At 71.9% G+C, this 16,374-nt stretch carries 16 protein-coding genes; 14 read left to right on the top strand and 2 right to left on the bottom strand.

The window, feature by feature from the left end; all coding sequences use genetic code 11:
- The first annotated feature begins 9 nt into the window (after positions 1 to 9).
- The 4 genes from aroB (at position 10) to I4Q55_RS16495 (ending at position 4,188) form a co-directional block, all read left to right on the top strand.
- Positions 10 to 1,134, top strand: coding sequence for a 3-dehydroquinate synthase (gene aroB, locus I4Q55_RS16510; protein WP_206788736.1), 1,125 nt, complete (start codon positions 10 to 12; stop codon positions 1,132 to 1,134).
- A complete protein-coding gene (gene aroQ / locus I4Q55_RS16505) occupies positions 1,131 to 1,562 on the top strand; it encodes a type II 3-dehydroquinate dehydratase (protein ID WP_206788735.1) in 432 nt (143 codons plus the stop codon). Before aroB ends, aroQ begins: the two co-directional genes overlap by 4 nt.
- Positions 1,559 to 2,467 (top strand): GNAT family N-acetyltransferase, encoded by a 909-nt coding sequence (locus I4Q55_RS16500; protein ID WP_206788734.1) that lies wholly within the window; start codon positions 1,559 to 1,561, stop codon positions 2,465 to 2,467. Before aroQ ends, I4Q55_RS16500 begins: the two co-directional genes overlap by 4 nt.
- Before the next feature lie 242 nt (positions 2,468 to 2,709).
- On the top strand, positions 2,710 to 4,188 hold the full coding sequence (locus I4Q55_RS16495) for a beta-xylosidase (RefSeq protein WP_206788733.1): 1,479 nt from the start codon (positions 2,710 to 2,712) through the stop codon (positions 4,186 to 4,188).
- A 14-nt stretch (positions 4,189 to 4,202) separates the two neighbouring features.
- Here I4Q55_RS16495 and I4Q55_RS16490 read toward each other — a convergent pair whose 3' ends face one another.
- Positions 4,203 to 4,592, bottom strand: coding sequence for a B-4DMT family transporter (locus I4Q55_RS16490; RefSeq protein WP_307793229.1), 390 nt, complete (start codon positions 4,590 to 4,592; stop codon positions 4,203 to 4,205).
- 72 nt (positions 4,593 to 4,664) lie between these two features.
- Between I4Q55_RS16490 and I4Q55_RS16485 the strand changes: the two genes are divergently transcribed.
- The 3 genes from I4Q55_RS16485 to nusB are packed head-to-tail and all read left to right on the top strand — an operon-like array spanning position 4,665 to position 6,817.
- A complete protein-coding gene (locus I4Q55_RS16485; protein WP_206788731.1) occupies positions 4,665 to 5,753 on the top strand; it encodes a Xaa-Pro peptidase family protein in 1,089 nt (362 codons plus the stop codon).
- Between the two features lie 45 nt (positions 5,754 to 5,798).
- The gene (efp, locus tag I4Q55_RS16480) at positions 5,799 to 6,362 is read left to right on the top strand and encodes an elongation factor P (protein ID WP_206788730.1); all 564 of its coding nucleotides are present in this window, start codon (positions 5,799 to 5,801) and stop codon (positions 6,360 to 6,362) included.
- Entirely contained in the window at positions 6,362 to 6,817 is a 456-nt protein-coding gene (nusB, locus tag I4Q55_RS16475; RefSeq protein WP_091308410.1) for a transcription antitermination factor NusB, read from the top strand. Before efp ends, nusB begins: the two co-directional genes overlap by 1 nt.
- A 122-nt stretch (positions 6,818 to 6,939) precedes the next feature.
- Here the strand turns inward: nusB and I4Q55_RS16470 are convergent, their stop codons facing one another.
- Positions 6,940 to 7,428, bottom strand: a complete 489-nt coding sequence (locus I4Q55_RS16470) for a transcriptional regulator (protein WP_003096372.1) — start codon at positions 7,426 to 7,428, stop codon at positions 6,940 to 6,942.
- 249 nt (positions 7,429 to 7,677) lie between these two features.
- Between I4Q55_RS16470 and pyrR the strand changes: the two genes are divergently transcribed.
- The 7 genes from pyrR to pyrF are packed head-to-tail and all read left to right on the top strand — an operon-like array spanning position 7,678 to position 16,269.
- Positions 7,678 to 8,286 (top strand): bifunctional pyr operon transcriptional regulator/uracil phosphoribosyltransferase PyrR, encoded by a 609-nt coding sequence (pyrR, locus tag I4Q55_RS16465; protein WP_206788729.1) that lies wholly within the window; start codon positions 7,678 to 7,680, stop codon positions 8,284 to 8,286.
- Entirely contained in the window at positions 8,283 to 9,215 is a 933-nt protein-coding gene (locus I4Q55_RS16460) for an aspartate carbamoyltransferase catalytic subunit (RefSeq protein ID WP_091308415.1), read from the top strand. Before pyrR ends, I4Q55_RS16460 begins: the two co-directional genes overlap by 4 nt.
- Positions 9,212 to 10,498, top strand: a complete 1,287-nt coding sequence (locus tag I4Q55_RS16455; protein WP_206788728.1) for a dihydroorotase — start codon at positions 9,212 to 9,214, stop codon at positions 10,496 to 10,498. Before I4Q55_RS16460 ends, I4Q55_RS16455 begins: the two co-directional genes overlap by 4 nt.
- Complete coding sequence (locus tag I4Q55_RS16450) at positions 10,498 to 10,992, top strand: transporter (RefSeq protein ID WP_206788727.1); 495 nt, start codon at positions 10,498 to 10,500, stop codon at positions 10,990 to 10,992. Before I4Q55_RS16455 ends, I4Q55_RS16450 begins: the two co-directional genes overlap by 1 nt.
- Positions 10,989 to 12,110 (top strand): glutamine-hydrolyzing carbamoyl-phosphate synthase small subunit, encoded by a 1,122-nt coding sequence (gene carA, locus I4Q55_RS16445; protein WP_206788726.1) that lies wholly within the window; start codon positions 10,989 to 10,991, stop codon positions 12,108 to 12,110. The genes I4Q55_RS16450 and carA overlap by 4 nt, the downstream gene beginning before the upstream one ends.
- The gene (carB, locus tag I4Q55_RS16440; protein ID WP_206788725.1) at positions 12,110 to 15,424 is read left to right on the top strand and encodes a carbamoyl-phosphate synthase large subunit; all 3,315 of its coding nucleotides are present in this window, start codon (positions 12,110 to 12,112) and stop codon (positions 15,422 to 15,424) included. Before carA ends, carB begins: the two co-directional genes overlap by 1 nt.
- Positions 15,421 to 16,269 carry an orotidine-5'-phosphate decarboxylase gene (gene pyrF / locus I4Q55_RS16435; protein ID WP_206788723.1) on the top strand — a complete coding sequence of 283 codons (849 nt, stop codon included), beginning with the start codon at positions 15,421 to 15,423 and terminating at the stop codon, positions 16,267 to 16,269. The genes carB and pyrF overlap by 4 nt, the downstream gene beginning before the upstream one ends.
- Positions 16,270 to 16,374 lie beyond the last annotated feature (105 nt).

The raw sequence follows: 16,374 nt of genomic DNA, 5'->3' as shown, positions 1-16,374 counted from the left end.
TCCCACCCCGTGTCTGAAAAGGCGCAGTCCGATCCGGTGCGCATCCCCGTCGCCACCGCCCAGCCCTACGACGTCGTGGTCGGGCGCGGCCTGCTCGGCGACCTCGTCGAGCACCTGGCCGACGCCTCGAAGATCGCGCTGATCCACCCGCCCACGCTGACCACGACGGCCGAGGCCATCCGCGACGAGCTGAACGCGGCCGGCCTCGACGCGCACCGCGTCGAGATCCCGGACGCCGAGGACGGCAAGGCGCTCACCGTCGCGGGCTTCTGCTGGGAGGTGCTCGGCCGGATCGGGCTGGACCGCCGCGGCGCCGTGGTCGGCCTCGGCGGCGGCGCCGTCACCGACCTCGCCGGGTTCGTCGCGGGCACCTGGATGCGCGGGGTCCGGCTGGTCAACGTGCCGACGACGCTGCTCGGCATGGTCGACGCCTCGGTCGGCGGCAAGACCGGGATCAACACCGAGGCCGGCAAGAACCTCGTCGGCGTGTTCCACGAGCCGAGCGCGGTGTTCGTCGACCTCTCGACGCTGGAGACGCTCCCGCCGAACGAGCTCGTCGCCGGCATGGCCGAGGTCGTCAAGACCGGCTTCATCGCCGATCCGCGGATCCTCGAGCTGATCGAGGCCGACCCGGCCGCGGCGCTCGACGCGACCGGCGACGTCCTGGCCGAGCTGGTGCGGCGATCGATCCAGGTGAAGGCCGACGTCGTGGCCGCCGACCTGCGCGAGTCCGACCTGCGCGAAATCCTCAACTACGGCCACACCCTCGGCCACGCCATCGAGCGCCGCGAGCGGTACCGGTGGCGGCACGGCGCCGCGGTCAGCGTCGGCCTGGTGTTCGCCGCCGAGCTGGCGCGGCTGGCCGGGCGGCTCGACGACGCCACGGCCGAGCGCCACGCGTCCGTGCTCAAGCTGCTCGGCCTGCCGACGACCTACGACGCCGACGCGTTGCCGCAGCTGCTGGAAACCATGAAGGGCGACAAGAAGACCCGCTCCGGGGCGCTGCGGTTCGTCGTCCTCGACGCGCTCGCCAAGCCCGGCCGGCTGGAGGGCCCGGACCCGGCGCTGCTCGCGGCCGCGTACTCGGCGATCGCGGTGGAGCCGACCCGCAGCGGCGGGAGCGTGCTGCTGTGAAGGCGTTCGTGTTCAACGGCCCGAACCTCGGCCGGCTCGGCAAGCGCGAGCCGTCGGTCTACGGCTCGACCACGCACGACGACCTCGCGGCGCTGTGCGTGCGCGCGGGCGAGGAACTGGGCATCGAGGTCGAGGTCCGGCAGACCGACCACGAAGGGGAGATGGTCGGCTGGCTGCACGAAGCGGCCGACGGCGGCCACCCGGTGGTCCTCAACGCCGGCGCGTGGACGCACTACTCGATCGCGGTGCGCGACGCCGCGGCGCAGCTGACCGCGCCGCTGATCGAGCTGCACATCTCGAACGTGCACAAGCGGGAGGCGTTCCGGCACCACAGCGTGCTGTCGGACATCGCGACGGCGGTGATCGCGGGCCTCGGCGTCGACGGCTACCCGCTCGCGCTGCGCTGGCTCGCCACGCACGCGGGATGACCGTGCTCGCGACGTCACGGCTGACGCTGCGGCCGCTGACCGAGGCCGACCGCGAAGCCGTCGTGAAGGTGTTCGCCGACCCGGAGATGAGCCGGTACTTCGCGGCGGACTTCTCGGACCCGGCCGCGGCGAGCGCGATGGTGGACCGCCGGCTGGCCTACCGCGGGCCGGCCGGCCAGGGCCACTGGGTGATCGAGCGCGACGGCGAGGTGATCGGCGTCGCGCACCTGCGGCCGTCGTGGGAGCTGCCGGGCGGGGTGCCCGAGCTGGGCTACTACGTCGCGAGCGCGCACGCGGGGCAGGGCCTGGCGACCGAGGCCGCCCGCGCGCTGCTGGACCATGGGCTCGGCACGCTGGGGCTCCCGGCGGTGTGGGCGCTGGTCCACGAGCGGAACGCGGCGAGCCGGAAGGTGGCCGGGCGCCTGGGCTTCCTCGACGTCGGCAGCGGCGTGCACTACGGCGACCTGCACCGCGTGCTGGTGGCGTTGCCGTCGGCGCACGGGCGGCCGCACCACATCGAGCTGTGGGTGCCGGACCTGGCCGAGGCCGAGCGCAGCTGGGGCTGGCTGCTGGGTGAGCTGGGCTGGCGCGAGTTCCAGCGCTGGCCGGCGGGGGTCAGCTGGCGGCTGGGCGGGACGTACCTGGTGGTCGAACAGTCACCGGCCCTCAGCGCTCCGGGCCACGAGCGCACGCGGCCGGGGTTGAACCACCTGGCGCTGCACGTGGGGACGCGGGCCGGCGTCGACGACCTGGCGGCCCGGGCGGTGGAGTACGGCTGGCGGCCGCTGTTCGCGGAGAAGTACCCGCACGCGGGCGGGAGCGCGCATTACGCGGCGTACCTGGAGAACGACGCGGGCTTCGAAGTCGAGCTGGTGGCGGTGGAAGGTCCCGCGGCAGGGGAGTGACCCGGCCGGGTGAAGCGCCCCAAGGTGGCCTTGGTTGCGCTCAACGCACCGAAGGCCACATTGGGTGCGTTGGACGCACCGAAGGCCACATTGGGGCGCTCGAGCCGGGCGCCAGCCGGGCGCGGCGAGCGCGATCGGACGACCCCGGATCGGAGCGCGGCCGCTCGGACGAGTGAAGTCGCTCGCTACACTCCGATGTCGTGCGCCCGTTTCGCCGTGGGGGTCGGCGCCCCGCTCTCGTCTTGTCCGCCAGCGTCCTCGTGGGGCTGCTGGTCGCGGGCTGCACCCAGGGTTACGCCCAGCCGCAGGCGTCGGGTGACCAGCCGGTGATCGCGGGCGGGCAGACCGCCGGGCCGCCGCGGCCCACCGACGTCAAGCTCGCTTCGGGTGACCCCCGGCAGAGTGGTGGTGTCATCGCCGCCGGTGAGGCCGACGCCGTCTACAACTACGGGCCGTCCGTGATGCTCGATCGGGGGCAGCCGCGGATGTGGTGGTGCAGCCAGTACGGCGGGGCCGGGCCGGCCGGGGACGACATCCTCTACGCGCAGGCGCAGTCGATCGACGGGCCGTTCACCGGACCGGGTGGCGGCATCCCGGCCGCCGTGTTCTCCGGCGCGCCCGGGCAGTTCGACGGCATGCACACGTGTGACCCGTCCGTGCTGCGCGTCGGCTCGACCTACTACCTCTACTACACCGGCGCCGCCGGGGACCACGCGCTCGGCAACGCGATCGGGCTCGCGACCAGCCCCGACGGGATCCACTGGACCCGCGCGGCCGGCGGGCGGCCGATCCTCGGGCCGTCGCACGACGTGCACCGCGCGAACGTCTACGGCGCGGGCCAGCCGTCCGTCGTCTACCTCGACGGCTGGTTCTACCTGATGTTCACCGACACCACCGGCCGCGCCGCGGGCACCAACGGCGCCGGCCAGTTCCTGCTCCGCTCGCGCGACCCGGCGTTCGGGTCCGGGGTGCAGGCGCTGGACGTCGGCGGGTTCGTGCCGGTGCCGTCGACCTCGGCGCCGCGCGCCCGGTCGGTCGTCGACGGCTTCAGCGCGGACCTGATGTGGGTGGGCGCGCTCGCCGCGTTCGTCGTCGCGCACGAAACCGACGGCGGGACGACGCTCACGTTCTGGACCGCGGACTTCGAAGAGCACCCGTTCCAGCCGGTGCTGATCCCCGGCCCGTGGAAGGAAGGGCCGGGGCTGGTCCGCCGCGCGGACGGGCACGCACCGCTGTCGTCGGCCGACCCGTGCGACCGGGTGCCGTTCGACGTCGTGCGCGCGACCACGCTCGGTGGCGCCGGCGCGCCGTCCGACCTGCGGCACTTCGGGCTCGACCTGCTGGGCAGCCGGGCGTGCGAGAACCCCGGCCGCGTGGCGGCGACGTTCGACGGCGTGACGGCGCCGTCCCCGGAACGCACGATGGACCTGGTCCGGGCGGGCGCGCGAGTCCGCGTGGACCGCCGCGCGGTGGCGGTGGCGCTGGCGGGGGAGGTCCTCGACAAGGCACCGCCGGCGTGGGCCACGCTCCCGCTGGCGACCCGGTTGCGTTCGGGCGCGGAGGCGGTGGTGTCCCCGGACCGCGGCTTCGCGTTCGTGCTGGACGGCCGCCGCTGGCGGGTCCCCGACGGCGGCGTGGTGGGCAACAACGGCTCGACGGCCCGCCCGGTGAGCACGGCCCAGTGGGACGGCTACCCGCCGAGCGCCTCGCTGGTGGGCTGAGAGCCGCGGCAGAGCTACGCCCGCGGCTCCTCGCCCGACCTCTGGGACCGTCCGATCCGCCCGCCGACGAACAGCCCCAGCCCGGCCGGGATCAGCACCAGCAACGCCGAGAACGCCGCTCCGCCCGTCAACGCCCCGCCCAGCTCCGACACGCCCGTCTGGTCCACGAACGCCGCGCGGCCGATCACGTACAGGATCCCCGCCACCGGGCCCGCCACCAGCGCCGCGATGAACCACACGCGGCCGCGGTCCGGCAAGCCTCGCCAGGCGTCCAGCGCGCTCCACAGCGCCGCCGCGCCGACCAGGACCGCCAGGGCCAGCGACACCGGGAGCGCCTGGTCCGTCGGGTGGTACACCGCGTACTTGGCCAGCACCGTGATGGCCGCGCCGTGCAGCACCGCCATCACCAGTCCGCGAATCACCCAGGCGCTCATGCTGCGGAGTGTAGGCGCCGCCGGGGAACTAGGCTGGTACGCGTGCCTGAAACCCATGGACGACGTCGTGCCGCGCTGCGCGGGCTCCTGACCGGGGCCGGTGTCGAGGCGCTGCTGGTCACCGATCTGCTGAACATCCGCTACCTCACCGGGTTCACCGGCTCCAACGCCGCCCTTCTCCTCCACGCCGGCGGGGACGGCGAAACGCTCTTCTGCACCGACGGCCGCTACACCACCCAGTCGGCCGCGGAGGTGCCCGACCTCGAGACCGTCGTCGACCGGGCCAGCGCCGCCGCGCTCGTCGCGAAGGCCGCGAAGGACCCCAAGACCTACGGGCAGCTCGGGTTCGAGAGCCAGCACGTCAGCGTCGAGCAGTACGAAGCCCTCCGGCAGCAGGTGCCCCTGAAGCGCACCCCCGGCCTCGTCGAGCGGCTGCGCGAAGTCAAGGACGAAGCCGAGATCGAGGCGCTGCGCCAGGCGTGCGCCGCCGCCGACCGGGCGCTCGACGACCTGCTCGCCGCCGGTGGGCTGCGGCCCGGGCGGACCGAGCTCGACGTCGCCCGTGACCTGGAGAACCGGATGCTGGAGCACGGCTCGTCCGCGCCCAGCTTCGCCTCCATCATCGCCGCCGGCGCGCACTCGGCCATCCCGCACCACCAGCCGACGCACGCCGAGCTCAAGCGCGGCGACTTCGTCAAGCTGGACTTCGGTGCCACCGTCGACGGCTACCACTCCGACATGACCCGCACCTTCGTCCTCGGCGCGCCCGCGGACTGGCAGCGGGAGGTCTACGAGCTCGTGCACGCCGCGCAGGCGGCCGGCGTCGCCGCCGTCGTGCCGGGCGCCGAGGTGTCCGATGTGGACGCCGCCGCGCGGAAGGTGATCGCGGACGCGGGCCACGGGGAGCACTTCGCGCACGGCCTCGGGCACGGCGTCGGCCTGCAGATCCACGAGGCGCCCAGCTTCGCCGCGACGGGCGTCGGTACACTGGCCGCCGGTATGGCGGTCACCGTCGAGCCCGGCGTGTACCTCGCGGGACGCGGTGGCGTGCGCATCGAGGACACGCTCGTCGTGCGGGCTGGGGAGCCCGAACTCCTCACCCTGAGCACCAAGAACCTCGTGGTCGTCTGACGGCGGCCCCGAACCCGAAGATTCGACACAGGAGACTGCAAGCTCGTGGCCACGACCAACGACCTGAAGAACGGGCTCGTCCTCAACCTGGACGGCCAGCTGTGGACCGTCACCGCGTTCCAGCACGTCAAGCCGGGCAAGGGCGGTGCCTTCGTGCGCACGACGCTCAAGCACGTGCTCACCGGCAAGGTGGTCGACAAGACGTTCAACGCGGGCACGAAGGTCGAGACGGCCACGGTGGACCGCCGGAACATGACCTACCTCTACAAGGAGGGGCAGGACTTCGTGTTCATGGACGGTGACACCTACGACCAGATCGTCGTCTCCCCCGAGGTCGTCGGCGACAACGCCAACTACATGCTCGAGAACACCGAGGTCCAGGTCGCGGTGCACGAGAACGAGCCGCTGTACGTCGAGCTGCCGACGTCGGTCGAGCTGGTCGTCCAGCACACCGACCCGGGCCTGCAGGGCGACCGCTCCACCGGCGGCACCAAGCCGGCCACGCTGGAGACCGGCGCGGAGATCCAGGTCCCGCTGTTCCTGACCACCGGCGAGAAGATCAAGGTCGACACCCGCGACGGCCGTTACCTGGGTCGCGTCTCCAGCTGATGCCGACGTCGAAACCCCACCCGAACCGCGGCGGCGCGATCAGCCGCCGACAGGCGCGCCGCCGCGCGGTGGAGATGCTGTACGAGGCCGCGCAGCGCGACACCGACGCGGTGACGCTGCTGGCCGACCGGGTCGGCGCGACGGACGTCGACCCGATCGCGGACTACACGATCAGCCTGGTCGAGGGCGTGACCGGGCGGAAGACGCAGATCGACGAGCTGCTGGCCGAGCACGCGCAGGGCTGGACCCTGGAGCGGATGCCGAAGGTCGACCTCGCGGTGCTGCGGGTCGGGGTCTACGAGCTGCTCTGGGCCGAGGACGTGCCGGACCCGGTCGCGATCGACGAGGCCGTGGGCCTCGCGAAGGAACTGTCCACGGACGACTCGCCGCGGTTCGTCAACGGCGTGCTGGGCCGGATCGGCACGATCGCCGACCGCCTCCGCGCCGTCCTGTAACGCCCCCGGTCGGGTGACCGCGGGGCGGGCTCGCCCCCGAACGAGCCTCCCCGACGAATCAGTGAGCGTCTCCGGTGCCCCACCGAGGGACGCTCACTGCGTCGGTACCACAACACCCGGAATCAGTCCTCCTTGGAAGGACGCGCCTCCGGCGGCAGGACGCCCCAGTCGATGAGCTGCTCGGTCAGCTCGCCGGGGGTCATGTCGTAGATGATCGCCAGGGACCGCAGGTCCTCCGTGCGGATCGAGAGCACCTTGCCGTTGTAGTCGCCGCGCTGGCTCTGGATGGTCGCGGCGTAGCGGGCCAGCGGGCCCACCTTTTCGGCCGGCAGCTGCTGCAGGCGCTCCAGGTTGATCACGATCTTGGTGGCGGGCTCGGCACCGGAGGGGACCCGGCCCTCGGGCAGCAGCTCGACCACCGGCACACCGTAGAAGTCGGCCAGCTCGGCCAGCTTCTGGACGGTGACGGCGCGGTCGCCACGCTCGTACGAGCCGACGACGACGGCCTTCCAGCGCCCACCGGACTTCTGCTCGACCCCGTGCAGGGACAGGCCCTGCTGCTGGCGGATCCCGCGGAGCTTGGCCCCGAGCGCCTTGGCGTAATCGCCCATCTGGTCGTTCTCCGTTCTTCACCCCCTCCCGGTCGGGGTGACCGAGCACGGGGGACTCGCTGAGTCGAATACTCAGAGTAATGGTTACGCATTGTTGTCACCAGGTCAAGCAGAAGCTTGCCGCGAATCACGCCACACCACCCGGAAGACTGAGCAAAGTGCCTGCTACTGTCGGTGGGAAAGCCCCGACCAGCAGGGGAACAGACGTCCTTTAAGGACCCGTCCGGTGAGGCGGGGAAGGAGTCCGGTTTGTCGTCACGCCCGCGTGACGCGGCTGGTTCGGCCGGGGAGCGCGAGCTCCTGACGGCCGGCGATGTCGCGCGCACGATCGCCCGAATGGCCCATCAGGTCATCGAAAAGACCGCGAACGGTGCGGAGAGCACTACCCCGCCCGTGTTGCTCGGCATCCCGTCCCGGGGCACGCCGCTCGCGGCCCGCCTGGCCGACAAGATCGGCGAGTTCTCCGGGGTCCGCCCGCCCACCGGCGCCCTCGACGTCACCCTCTACCGGGACGACCTCCGCCGCCGCCCGCCGCGCGCGCTCGAACAGACGCAGCTGCCGCCGGACGGCATCGACGACCGCGTCGTGATCCTCGTCGACGACGTCCTCTTCTCCGGCCGGACGATCCGGGCCGCGCTCGATGCCCTGCGTGATCACGGCCGCCCGCGCGCGGTGCAGCTGGCCGTGCTGGTCGACCGCGGTCACCGGGAGCTGCCGATCCGCGCCGACTACGTGGGCAAGAACGTGCCGACCGCCCGCACCGAGGGCGTGTCCGTCCTGCTGGCCGAGATCGACGGCCGCGACGCGGTCCTGCTGCGCCCTTCCAAGGCCGACACTGCTGCTGGAGAGGACTCGTGAAGCACCTGCTCGCCACCGACGGCCTGGACCCGGCGCTGGCCACGGCCGTGCTCGACACCGCCGACGAGCTCAAGCACACGCTGCTCGGCCGCGAGGTCAAGAAGCTGCCGACGCTGCGCGGCCGCACGGTGATCACCCTGTTCTACGAGAACTCGACGCGCACCCGGGTGTCGTTCGAGATCGCCGGCAAGTGGATGAGCGCGGACGTGATCAACGTCTCCGCGTCCAGCTCGTCGGTCAACAAGGGCGAGTCGCTGCGGGACACCGCGCTGACGCTGGCCGCCGCGGGCGCCGACTGCGTGATCGTCCGGCACCCCGCCAGCGGCGCCGCCCAGCGGCTCTCGGAGTGGCTGGCCGAGCCCGGCACCTCGGTGGTCAACGCCGGCGACGGCACCCACGAGCACCCGACGCAGGCGCTGCTCGACGCGGCGACCCTGCGCGAGCGGCTCGGGTCCCTGAAGGACCGCCGGATCGCCATCGTCGGGGACGTCCTGCACAGCCGGGTCGCCCGCTCGAACATCCACCTGCTCGCCGCCCTGGGCGCCGAAGTGGTGCTGGTCGCGCCGCCGACGTTGCTGCCTTACGGCGTCGAAAGCCTTCCGGTGACCGTTTCCCACGACCTGGACGCCGAGCTGCCCGCGGTCGACGCCGTCATGATGCTGCGTGTCCAGGCCGAGCGCATGCACGGCGGGTTTTTCCCGAGTGCCCGTGAGTACTCGATTGCCTACGGCCTGTCGGAACGGCGGCAGAAGCTGCTGCCGGACCACGCGGTCGTGCTGCACCCCGGCCCGATGCTGCGTGGGATGGAGATCGCTTCGGCGGTAGCCGACTCCCCGGCGTCGGCCATCACCGAACAGGTCCGCAACGGCGTCCACGTGCGCATGGCGGTCCTCTACCACCTCCTGGCCAGCGAAGGAGCCGCCGCGTGAGCACCGTGATCAAGGGCGCCCGGCCCTACGGCGAAGGCGACCCCGTCGACGTCCTGATCGAGGACGGCGTGATCACCGGGATCGGCACCGTCCAAGCACCCGAAGACGCCGAGGTCATCGACGCGCGCGGGCAGGTCCTCCTCCCCGGCTTCGTCGACCTGCACACCCACCTGCGCGAACCCGGCCGCGAGGACACCGAGACGATCGACTCGGGCTCGGCCGCGGCGGCGCTCGGCGGGTACACCGCGGTGTTCGCCATGGCCAACACCGACCCGGTCGCCGACAACGCCGTGATCGTCGAGCACGTCTGGCGGCGCGGCCAGGAGGTCGGCCTGGTCGACGTCCACCCGGTCGGCGCGGTCACCGTCGGGCTCAAGGGCGAGAAGCTCGCCGAGCTGGGCACGATGGCGAACTCCCAGGCCGGGGTGAAGGTGTTCTCCGACGACGGCCTCTGCGTCGCCGACCCGCTGCTCATGCGCCGCGCGCTGGAGTACTCGACGGCGCTGGACGTCGTCATCGCGCAGCACGCGGAGGAGCCGCGGCTGACCGTCGGCGCCCAGGCCCACGAGGGCGAGCGCGCGGCCCGGCTCGGCTACACCGGCTGGCCGGCCGCCGCGGAAGAGTCCATCGTGGCCCGCGACTGCCTGCTCGCCCTGCACGCCAACGCGCGGCTGCACGTCTGCCACGTCTCGACGTCGGGCACCGCGGACGTGCTGCGCTGGGCGAAGGACCGCGGCACGAAGGTGTCGGCCGAGGTCACCCCGCACCACCTGCTGCTCACCGACGAGCGCCTGGCCACCTACGACCCGGTCAACAAGGTGAACCCGCCGCTGCGCACCGAGTCCGACGCGGAGAAGCTGCGGGCCGCGCTGGCCGACGGGACCATCGACTGCGTCGCCACCGACCACGCGCCGCACGCGGTGCAGGACAAGGACACCGAGTGGAGCGCGGCCCGGCCGGGCATGCTCGGGCTGCAGACGGCGCTCTCGATCGTCACCGAGACGATGGTCCGCACGGGGCTGCTCGACTGGCGCGGCGTCGCCCGCGTCATGAGCGAGCGGCCGGCCGAGATCGGCAACCTCGCCGACCAGGGCCGCCCGATCGCGGTGGGGGAGCCGGCGAACCTGGCCCTGGTCGACCCGGACGCCGAGTGGACCGTCCGGGGCGCGGAGCTGGCCAGCATCGCGGCCAACACCCCGTACGAGGGAATGCGGCTGCCCGGCGTGGTGACCGCGACGCTGCTGCGCGGGCGGATCACCGCGCGGGACGGGAAGATCGGCTGATGGAGCGCTTCTGGCTCGTGCTGGCGATCGTCGCCTTCTTCCTCCTGTGCCTCTGGGGCATGTACGTCGGCTGGCGGCGCAAGTCCCGCTCGCAGAGCGCCCAGGTGCCGCCGTTCCCCGCCATCCCCGCGGACCCGGGTGACGTCCTGCTGGAGTCCACCGGCGTCTACCTGTCGACGACGGTCGCGGGGGAGTGGCAGAACCGGATCGTCACCCGCGGCGCGGGCCTGCGCACCGGCGCGGTTTGGCGGCTGCACGACGGGGGTATCGCCGTCGAGCGCGGGGGAGCCCCGGACTTCTGGATCCCGCGGGACGCCGTCACCGGCGTCCGGCGCGACACGAAGATCGCCGGGAAGGTGATGGGCACGGACGCGTTGCTCGTCGTCACCTGGCGGCTCGGCGACGCGGAGCTCGACACCGGCTTCCGCGGCGACGACCTCGACGACTATCCACAGTGGATCGAACAGCTCAAGATCAAGGGAGGTGCCCAGTGAACGCGCGCGCTCAGGCCGCACTGGTACTCGAAGACGGCCGGGTGTTCCGCGGCGCTGCCTACGGCGCGCAGGGGCGAACCCTCGGCGAGGCGGTGTTCTGCACCGGCATGACCGGTTACCAGGAGACGCTGACCGACCCGTCCTACCACGGGCAGATCGTGGTGCAGACGGCGCCGCAGATCGGCAACACCGGCTGGAACGACGAGGACGACGAGTCCTCGAAGATCTGGGTCAACGGCTACGTGGTGCGCGACCCCGCGCGCACGCCGTCCAACTGGCGCTCCCGCCGGACCCTGGACGAAGAGCTGGTGCGCCAGGGGATCGTCGGCATCGCCGAGGTCGACACCCGCTCGCTGACCCGGCACCTGCGCGAGGTCGGCGCGATGCGCGCCGGGGTGTTCTCCGGTGACGCGCTCGGCACGGTCGACGACATGGTCGCTTCGGTGCTGGCCAGCCCGAAGATGGAGGGCGCGGACCTGGCAGGCCAGGTGTCGACGCCGAAGCCTTACGTGGTCTCGCCTTCCGGTGATGTCCGCTTCCGGGTCGCGGCGCTGGACCTGGGCATCAAGTCCAACACCCCGCGCCAGATGGTCCAGCGCGGCATCGAGGTGCACGTGCTGCCCTCGACGTCGACGCTGGAGGAGCTGCTGGCCATCGAGCCGGACGGCGTGTTCCTGTCCAACGGCCCGGGCGACCCGGCCACCACGACGCATGCCACCGAGCTGACCAAGCAGGTCCTCGGCCGCGAGATCCCGCTGTTCGGCATCTGCTTCGGCAACCAGGTCCTCGGCCGCGCGCTCGGCCTGGGGACGTACAAGATGCGCTACGGCCACCGCGGCATCAACATCCCGGTGATCGACGTGGCCACCCGGTCCGTGGCCATCACGGCGCAGAACCACGGGTTCGCCCTCGAAGGCGAGCCGGGTCAGCGCTTCGAGTCCCCGTTCGGGGCGGCGCAGATCAGCCACTACTGCCCCAACGACGACACGGTCGAGGGCGTCCGCGCACTGGACGTCCCGGCGTTCTCGGTCCAGTACCACCCCGAAGCCGCGGCCGGTCCGCACGACGCGGCCCCCCTGTTCGACGATTTCGTTTCGCTCATGGAGAAGAAGGCCTGATGCCGAAGAGGACGGACATCCAGCACGTGCTGGTGATCGGCTCCGGGCCGATCGTGATCGGGCAGGCCGCGGAGTTCGACTACTCCGGCACCCAGGCCTGCCGGGTGCTGCGCAGCGAAGGCCTGCGCGTGTCCCTGGTGAACTCGAACCCGGCCACCATCATGACCGACCCCGAGTTCGCCGACGCCACCTACATCGAGCCGGTGACGCCGGACTTCGTCGAGAAGGTCATCGCCGAAGAGCGGCCCGATGCCCTCCTCGCGACCCTCGGCGGGCAGACCGCGCTCAACTGCGCCGTCGCGCTGCACGAGCGGGGTGTGCTCGACAAGTACGGTGTCGAGCTGATCGGCGCCGACATCGACGCCATCCAGCGCGGTGAGGACCGGCAGAAGTTCAAGGACATCGTGCGCACCGTCGGCGCCGAGGTGCCGCGCTCCCGTGTCTGCCACGACATGGACGAGGTCCGTGCCACCGTCGAGGAACTCGGCCTGCCGGTCGTCATCCGGCCGTCGTTCACCATGGGCGGGCTCGGCTCCGGCATGGCGCACACGCCCGAGGACCTTGAGCGGCTCGCCTCCACCGGCCTCGCCGAATCTCCCGTCACCGAGGTGCTCATCGAGGAGAGCGTGCTCGGCTGGAAGGAGTACGAGCTCGAGCTGATGCGCGACAAGCACGACAACGTCGTGGTCGTCTGCTCGATCGAGAACATCGACGCGATGGGCGTGCACACCGGCGACTCGGTCACCGTCGCGCCCACCATGACCCTCACCGACCGTGAGTACCAGGTGATGCGCGACGTCGGCATCGCCGTGTTGCGCGAGGTCGGTGTCGACACCGGCGGCTGCAACATCCAGTTCGCGATCAACCCGCGCGACGGCCGGATGGTCGTCATCGAGATGAACCCGCGCGTGTCCCGCTCCAGCGCGCTGGCGTCGAAGGCCACCGGCTTCCCGATCGCCAAGATCGCCGCGAAGCTCGCCATCGGCTACACCCTCGACGAGATCCAGAACGACATCACCGGCGAGACGCCGGCGGCGTTCGAGCCCACTTTGGACTACGTCGTCGTCAAGATGCCGCGGTTCGCCTTCGAGAAGTTCCCGGGCGCGGACCCGACGCTGACCACGACGATGAAGAGCGTCGGCGAGGCGATGTCGTTCGGCCGCAGCTTCCCCGAGGCGCTCGGCAAGGTGATGCGGTCGATCGAGACCAAGGCGACCGGCTTCTGGACGCTGCCCGACCCCGAAGGCGTCACGCTGGAGTCCACTTTGGACGACCTGCGCACGCCGCACGAAGGCCGGCTGTACGAAGTGGAGCGCGCGCTACGGCTCGGCGCCACCGTCGAGCAGGTCCACGAAGCGAGTGGCATCGATCCCTGGTTCATCGACCAGATCGCCCTCATCGGCGAGGTGGGCGCCGAGGTCCGCGACGCGCCCGTGCTGGACGGCGACCTGCTGCGCCGCGCCAAGCGCACCGGCCTGTCCGACCGCCAGATCGCCGCCCTGCGGCCGGAACTGGCCGGTGAGGACGGCGTCCGCGCGCTGCGCCACCGCCTCGGCGTGCGGCCGGTGTTCAAGACCGTCGACACCTGCGCGGCCGAGTTCGCGGCCAAGACGCCGTACCACTACTCGGCCTACGAGTCCGACCCCGACGCCCAGTCCGAAGTGGCCGTCCAGAGTGACAAGCCGAAGGTGCTCATCCTCGGCTCCGGCCCGAACCGGATCGGGCAGGGCATCGAGTTCGACTACTCCTGCGTGCACGCGGCGATCGCGTTGCGGGAGGCCGGGTTCGAGGCCGTCATGGTCAACTGCAACCCGGAAACCGTGTCCACCGACTACGACACGTCCGACCGGCTGTACTTCGAACCGCTGTCCTTCGAGGACGTTCTCGAGGTCGTGCACGCCGAGCAGGCGTCCGGTACGGTCGCCGGCGTCATCGTCCAGCTGGGCGGCCAGACCCCGCTGGGCCTGGCGAAGAAGCTCGCCGACGCCGGGGTGCCGGTGGTCGGCACGCCGCCGGAGGCGATCCACCTCGCCGAGGATCGCGGCGCGTTCGGTGAGGTCCTCACCGACGCCGGGCTGCCCGCCCCGCGCTACGGCACGGCGACGTCCTTCGAGGGCGCCAAGCGGATCGCCGACGAGATCGGCTACCCGGTCCTCGTCCGGCCGTCCTACGTGCTCGGCGGCCGCGGCATGGAGATCGTCTACGACGAGGAGACCCTGGCCGGCTACATCCGCCGCGCCACCGAGGTCACACCGGAACACCCGGTGCTGGTCGACCGGTTCCTCGACGACGCCATCGAAATCGACGTCGACGCGCTGTTCGACGGCGAGGAGCTCTACCTCGGCGGTGTCATGGAGCACATCGAGGAGGCCGGCATCCACTCCGGCGACTCCTCGTGCGCGCTGCCGCCGATCACGCTCGGGCACACCGACCTGCAGGCCGTGCGGAAGTCCACCGAGGCGATCGCCCGCGGTGTGGGCGTGCGCGGGCTGCTGAACGTCCAGTACGCGCTCAAGGACGATGTCCTGTACGTCCTGGAGGCCAACCCGCGCGCGTCGCGGACGGTGCCGTTCGTGTCCAAGGCGACCGCGGTGCCGCTGGCCAAGGCGGCCGCGCTGATCATGACCGGCTCGACGATCAAGGACCTGCGCGAGAACGGGGTCCTGCCGGCCGAGGGCGACGGCGGGCAGTTGCCGGCCGACTCTCCGGTCGCGGTCAAGGAAGCCGTGCTGCCCTTCCACCGCTTCCGCACCCCGGAAGGCCACGGCGTCGACTCGCTGCTGGGCCCGGAGATGAAGTCCACCGGCGAGGTGATGGGCGTCGACGTCGACTTCGGCAAGGCTTTCGCCAAGTCCCAGAGCGGCGCGTACGGCTCGCTGCCGACGTCCGGCCGGGTGTTCGTCTCGGTCGCCAACCGCGACAAGCGCTCGCTGGTGTTCCCGGTGAAGCGGCTGGCGGACCTCGGGTTCGAGATCCTCGCCACGTCCGGCACCGCGGAAGTGCTGCGGCGCAACGGAATCGGCTGCACGGTGGTGCGCAAGCACTACGAGGGCTCGACCGAGGCCGAGCCGAACATCGTGGACGTCATCCTCGCCGGCGACGTCGACATGGTGATCAACACCCCGTACGGGAACAGCGGTCCGCGCGTCGACGGCTACGAAATCCGCACCGCGGCGGTGTCCCGCGACATCCCGTGCGTGACCACCGTGCAGGGCGCCGCGGCGGCCGTGCACGGCATCGAAGCGCTGATCCGGGGTGACATCGGGGTCCGGTCGCTGCAGGAGCTCCAGGCGGCGCTGAAGGCGAAGTCGTGAGCGGGCGGGAGCGGTTCGGGGCGCGGCTGGCCAAGGCCGTCGCGGCCCGCGGCCCGCTGTGCGCCGGGATCGACCCCCACCCGGGCCTGATCGAGGCCTGGGGGCTGCCGGTGGACGTCTCGGGCCTGGAACGGTTCGCGCTGTCCGCCACCGAGGTCCTGGCCGCGCGCGCGGCGATCGTGAAGCCGCAGTCGGCGTTCTTCGAAAGTTTCGGACCGGACGGCGTCCGCGTGCTCGAGCGGGTCGTCGAGACGGCCCGCGACGCCGGCGCGTTGGTGCTTTTGGACGTCAAGCGCGGCGACATCGGGTCCACGATGGCGGCGTACACGGCCGCGTACGTGGCCGACGGGGCGGCGATCGCGGCCGACGCGATCACCGTTTCGCCGTACCTCGGCTTCGGCTCTTTGGCCCAGTGCGCCGAAACGGCCGTCTCGGCGGGACGCGGCATCTTCGTGCTCGCCCGGACTTCGAACCCGGAAGCGGCCGCCGTGCAGAACGCCCGGCTGCCCGACGGGCGCACGGTGGCGCAGTCGATCGTCGATTCCGCGGCGGCGTTCAACGACGGAGCGGAACCGCTCGGCGATGTGGGTGTCGTCGTCGGCGCCACGGTCAAGCCGGGGGAGCTCGATCTCTCGCGGCTGAACGGTCCGGTGCTGGCGCCCGGTTTCGGGGCCCAGGGAGCCACTGTGGCCGATTTGCGGGCCCTGTTCGGTGTGTCCCTGCCGGGCGTCCTGCCCGCGTCGTCACGCGACATCCTGAAGCACGGTCCGGAGCAAGCGGCTTTGCGCCAAGCGGTCGAACGGGTCGCCGAAGTGCTGGCCGACCCGCAGGAAAACGGCCAATAGCAGGGCGCGGAACGGGCCCCCACCAGGCACCCCCGCATTGTGGCCGGTGCTCACGGGTGGGTACCGTCGCGTCACCCACCCAGTTTTGAGAACTACCGGAGGAAA

This window comes from Amycolatopsis sp. MtRt-6, assembly GCF_017308975.1.
Taxonomy (GTDB): domain Bacteria; phylum Actinomycetota; class Actinomycetes; order Mycobacteriales; family Pseudonocardiaceae; genus Amycolatopsis.
This window is presented reverse-complemented; position numbering and strand designations above follow the sequence as displayed.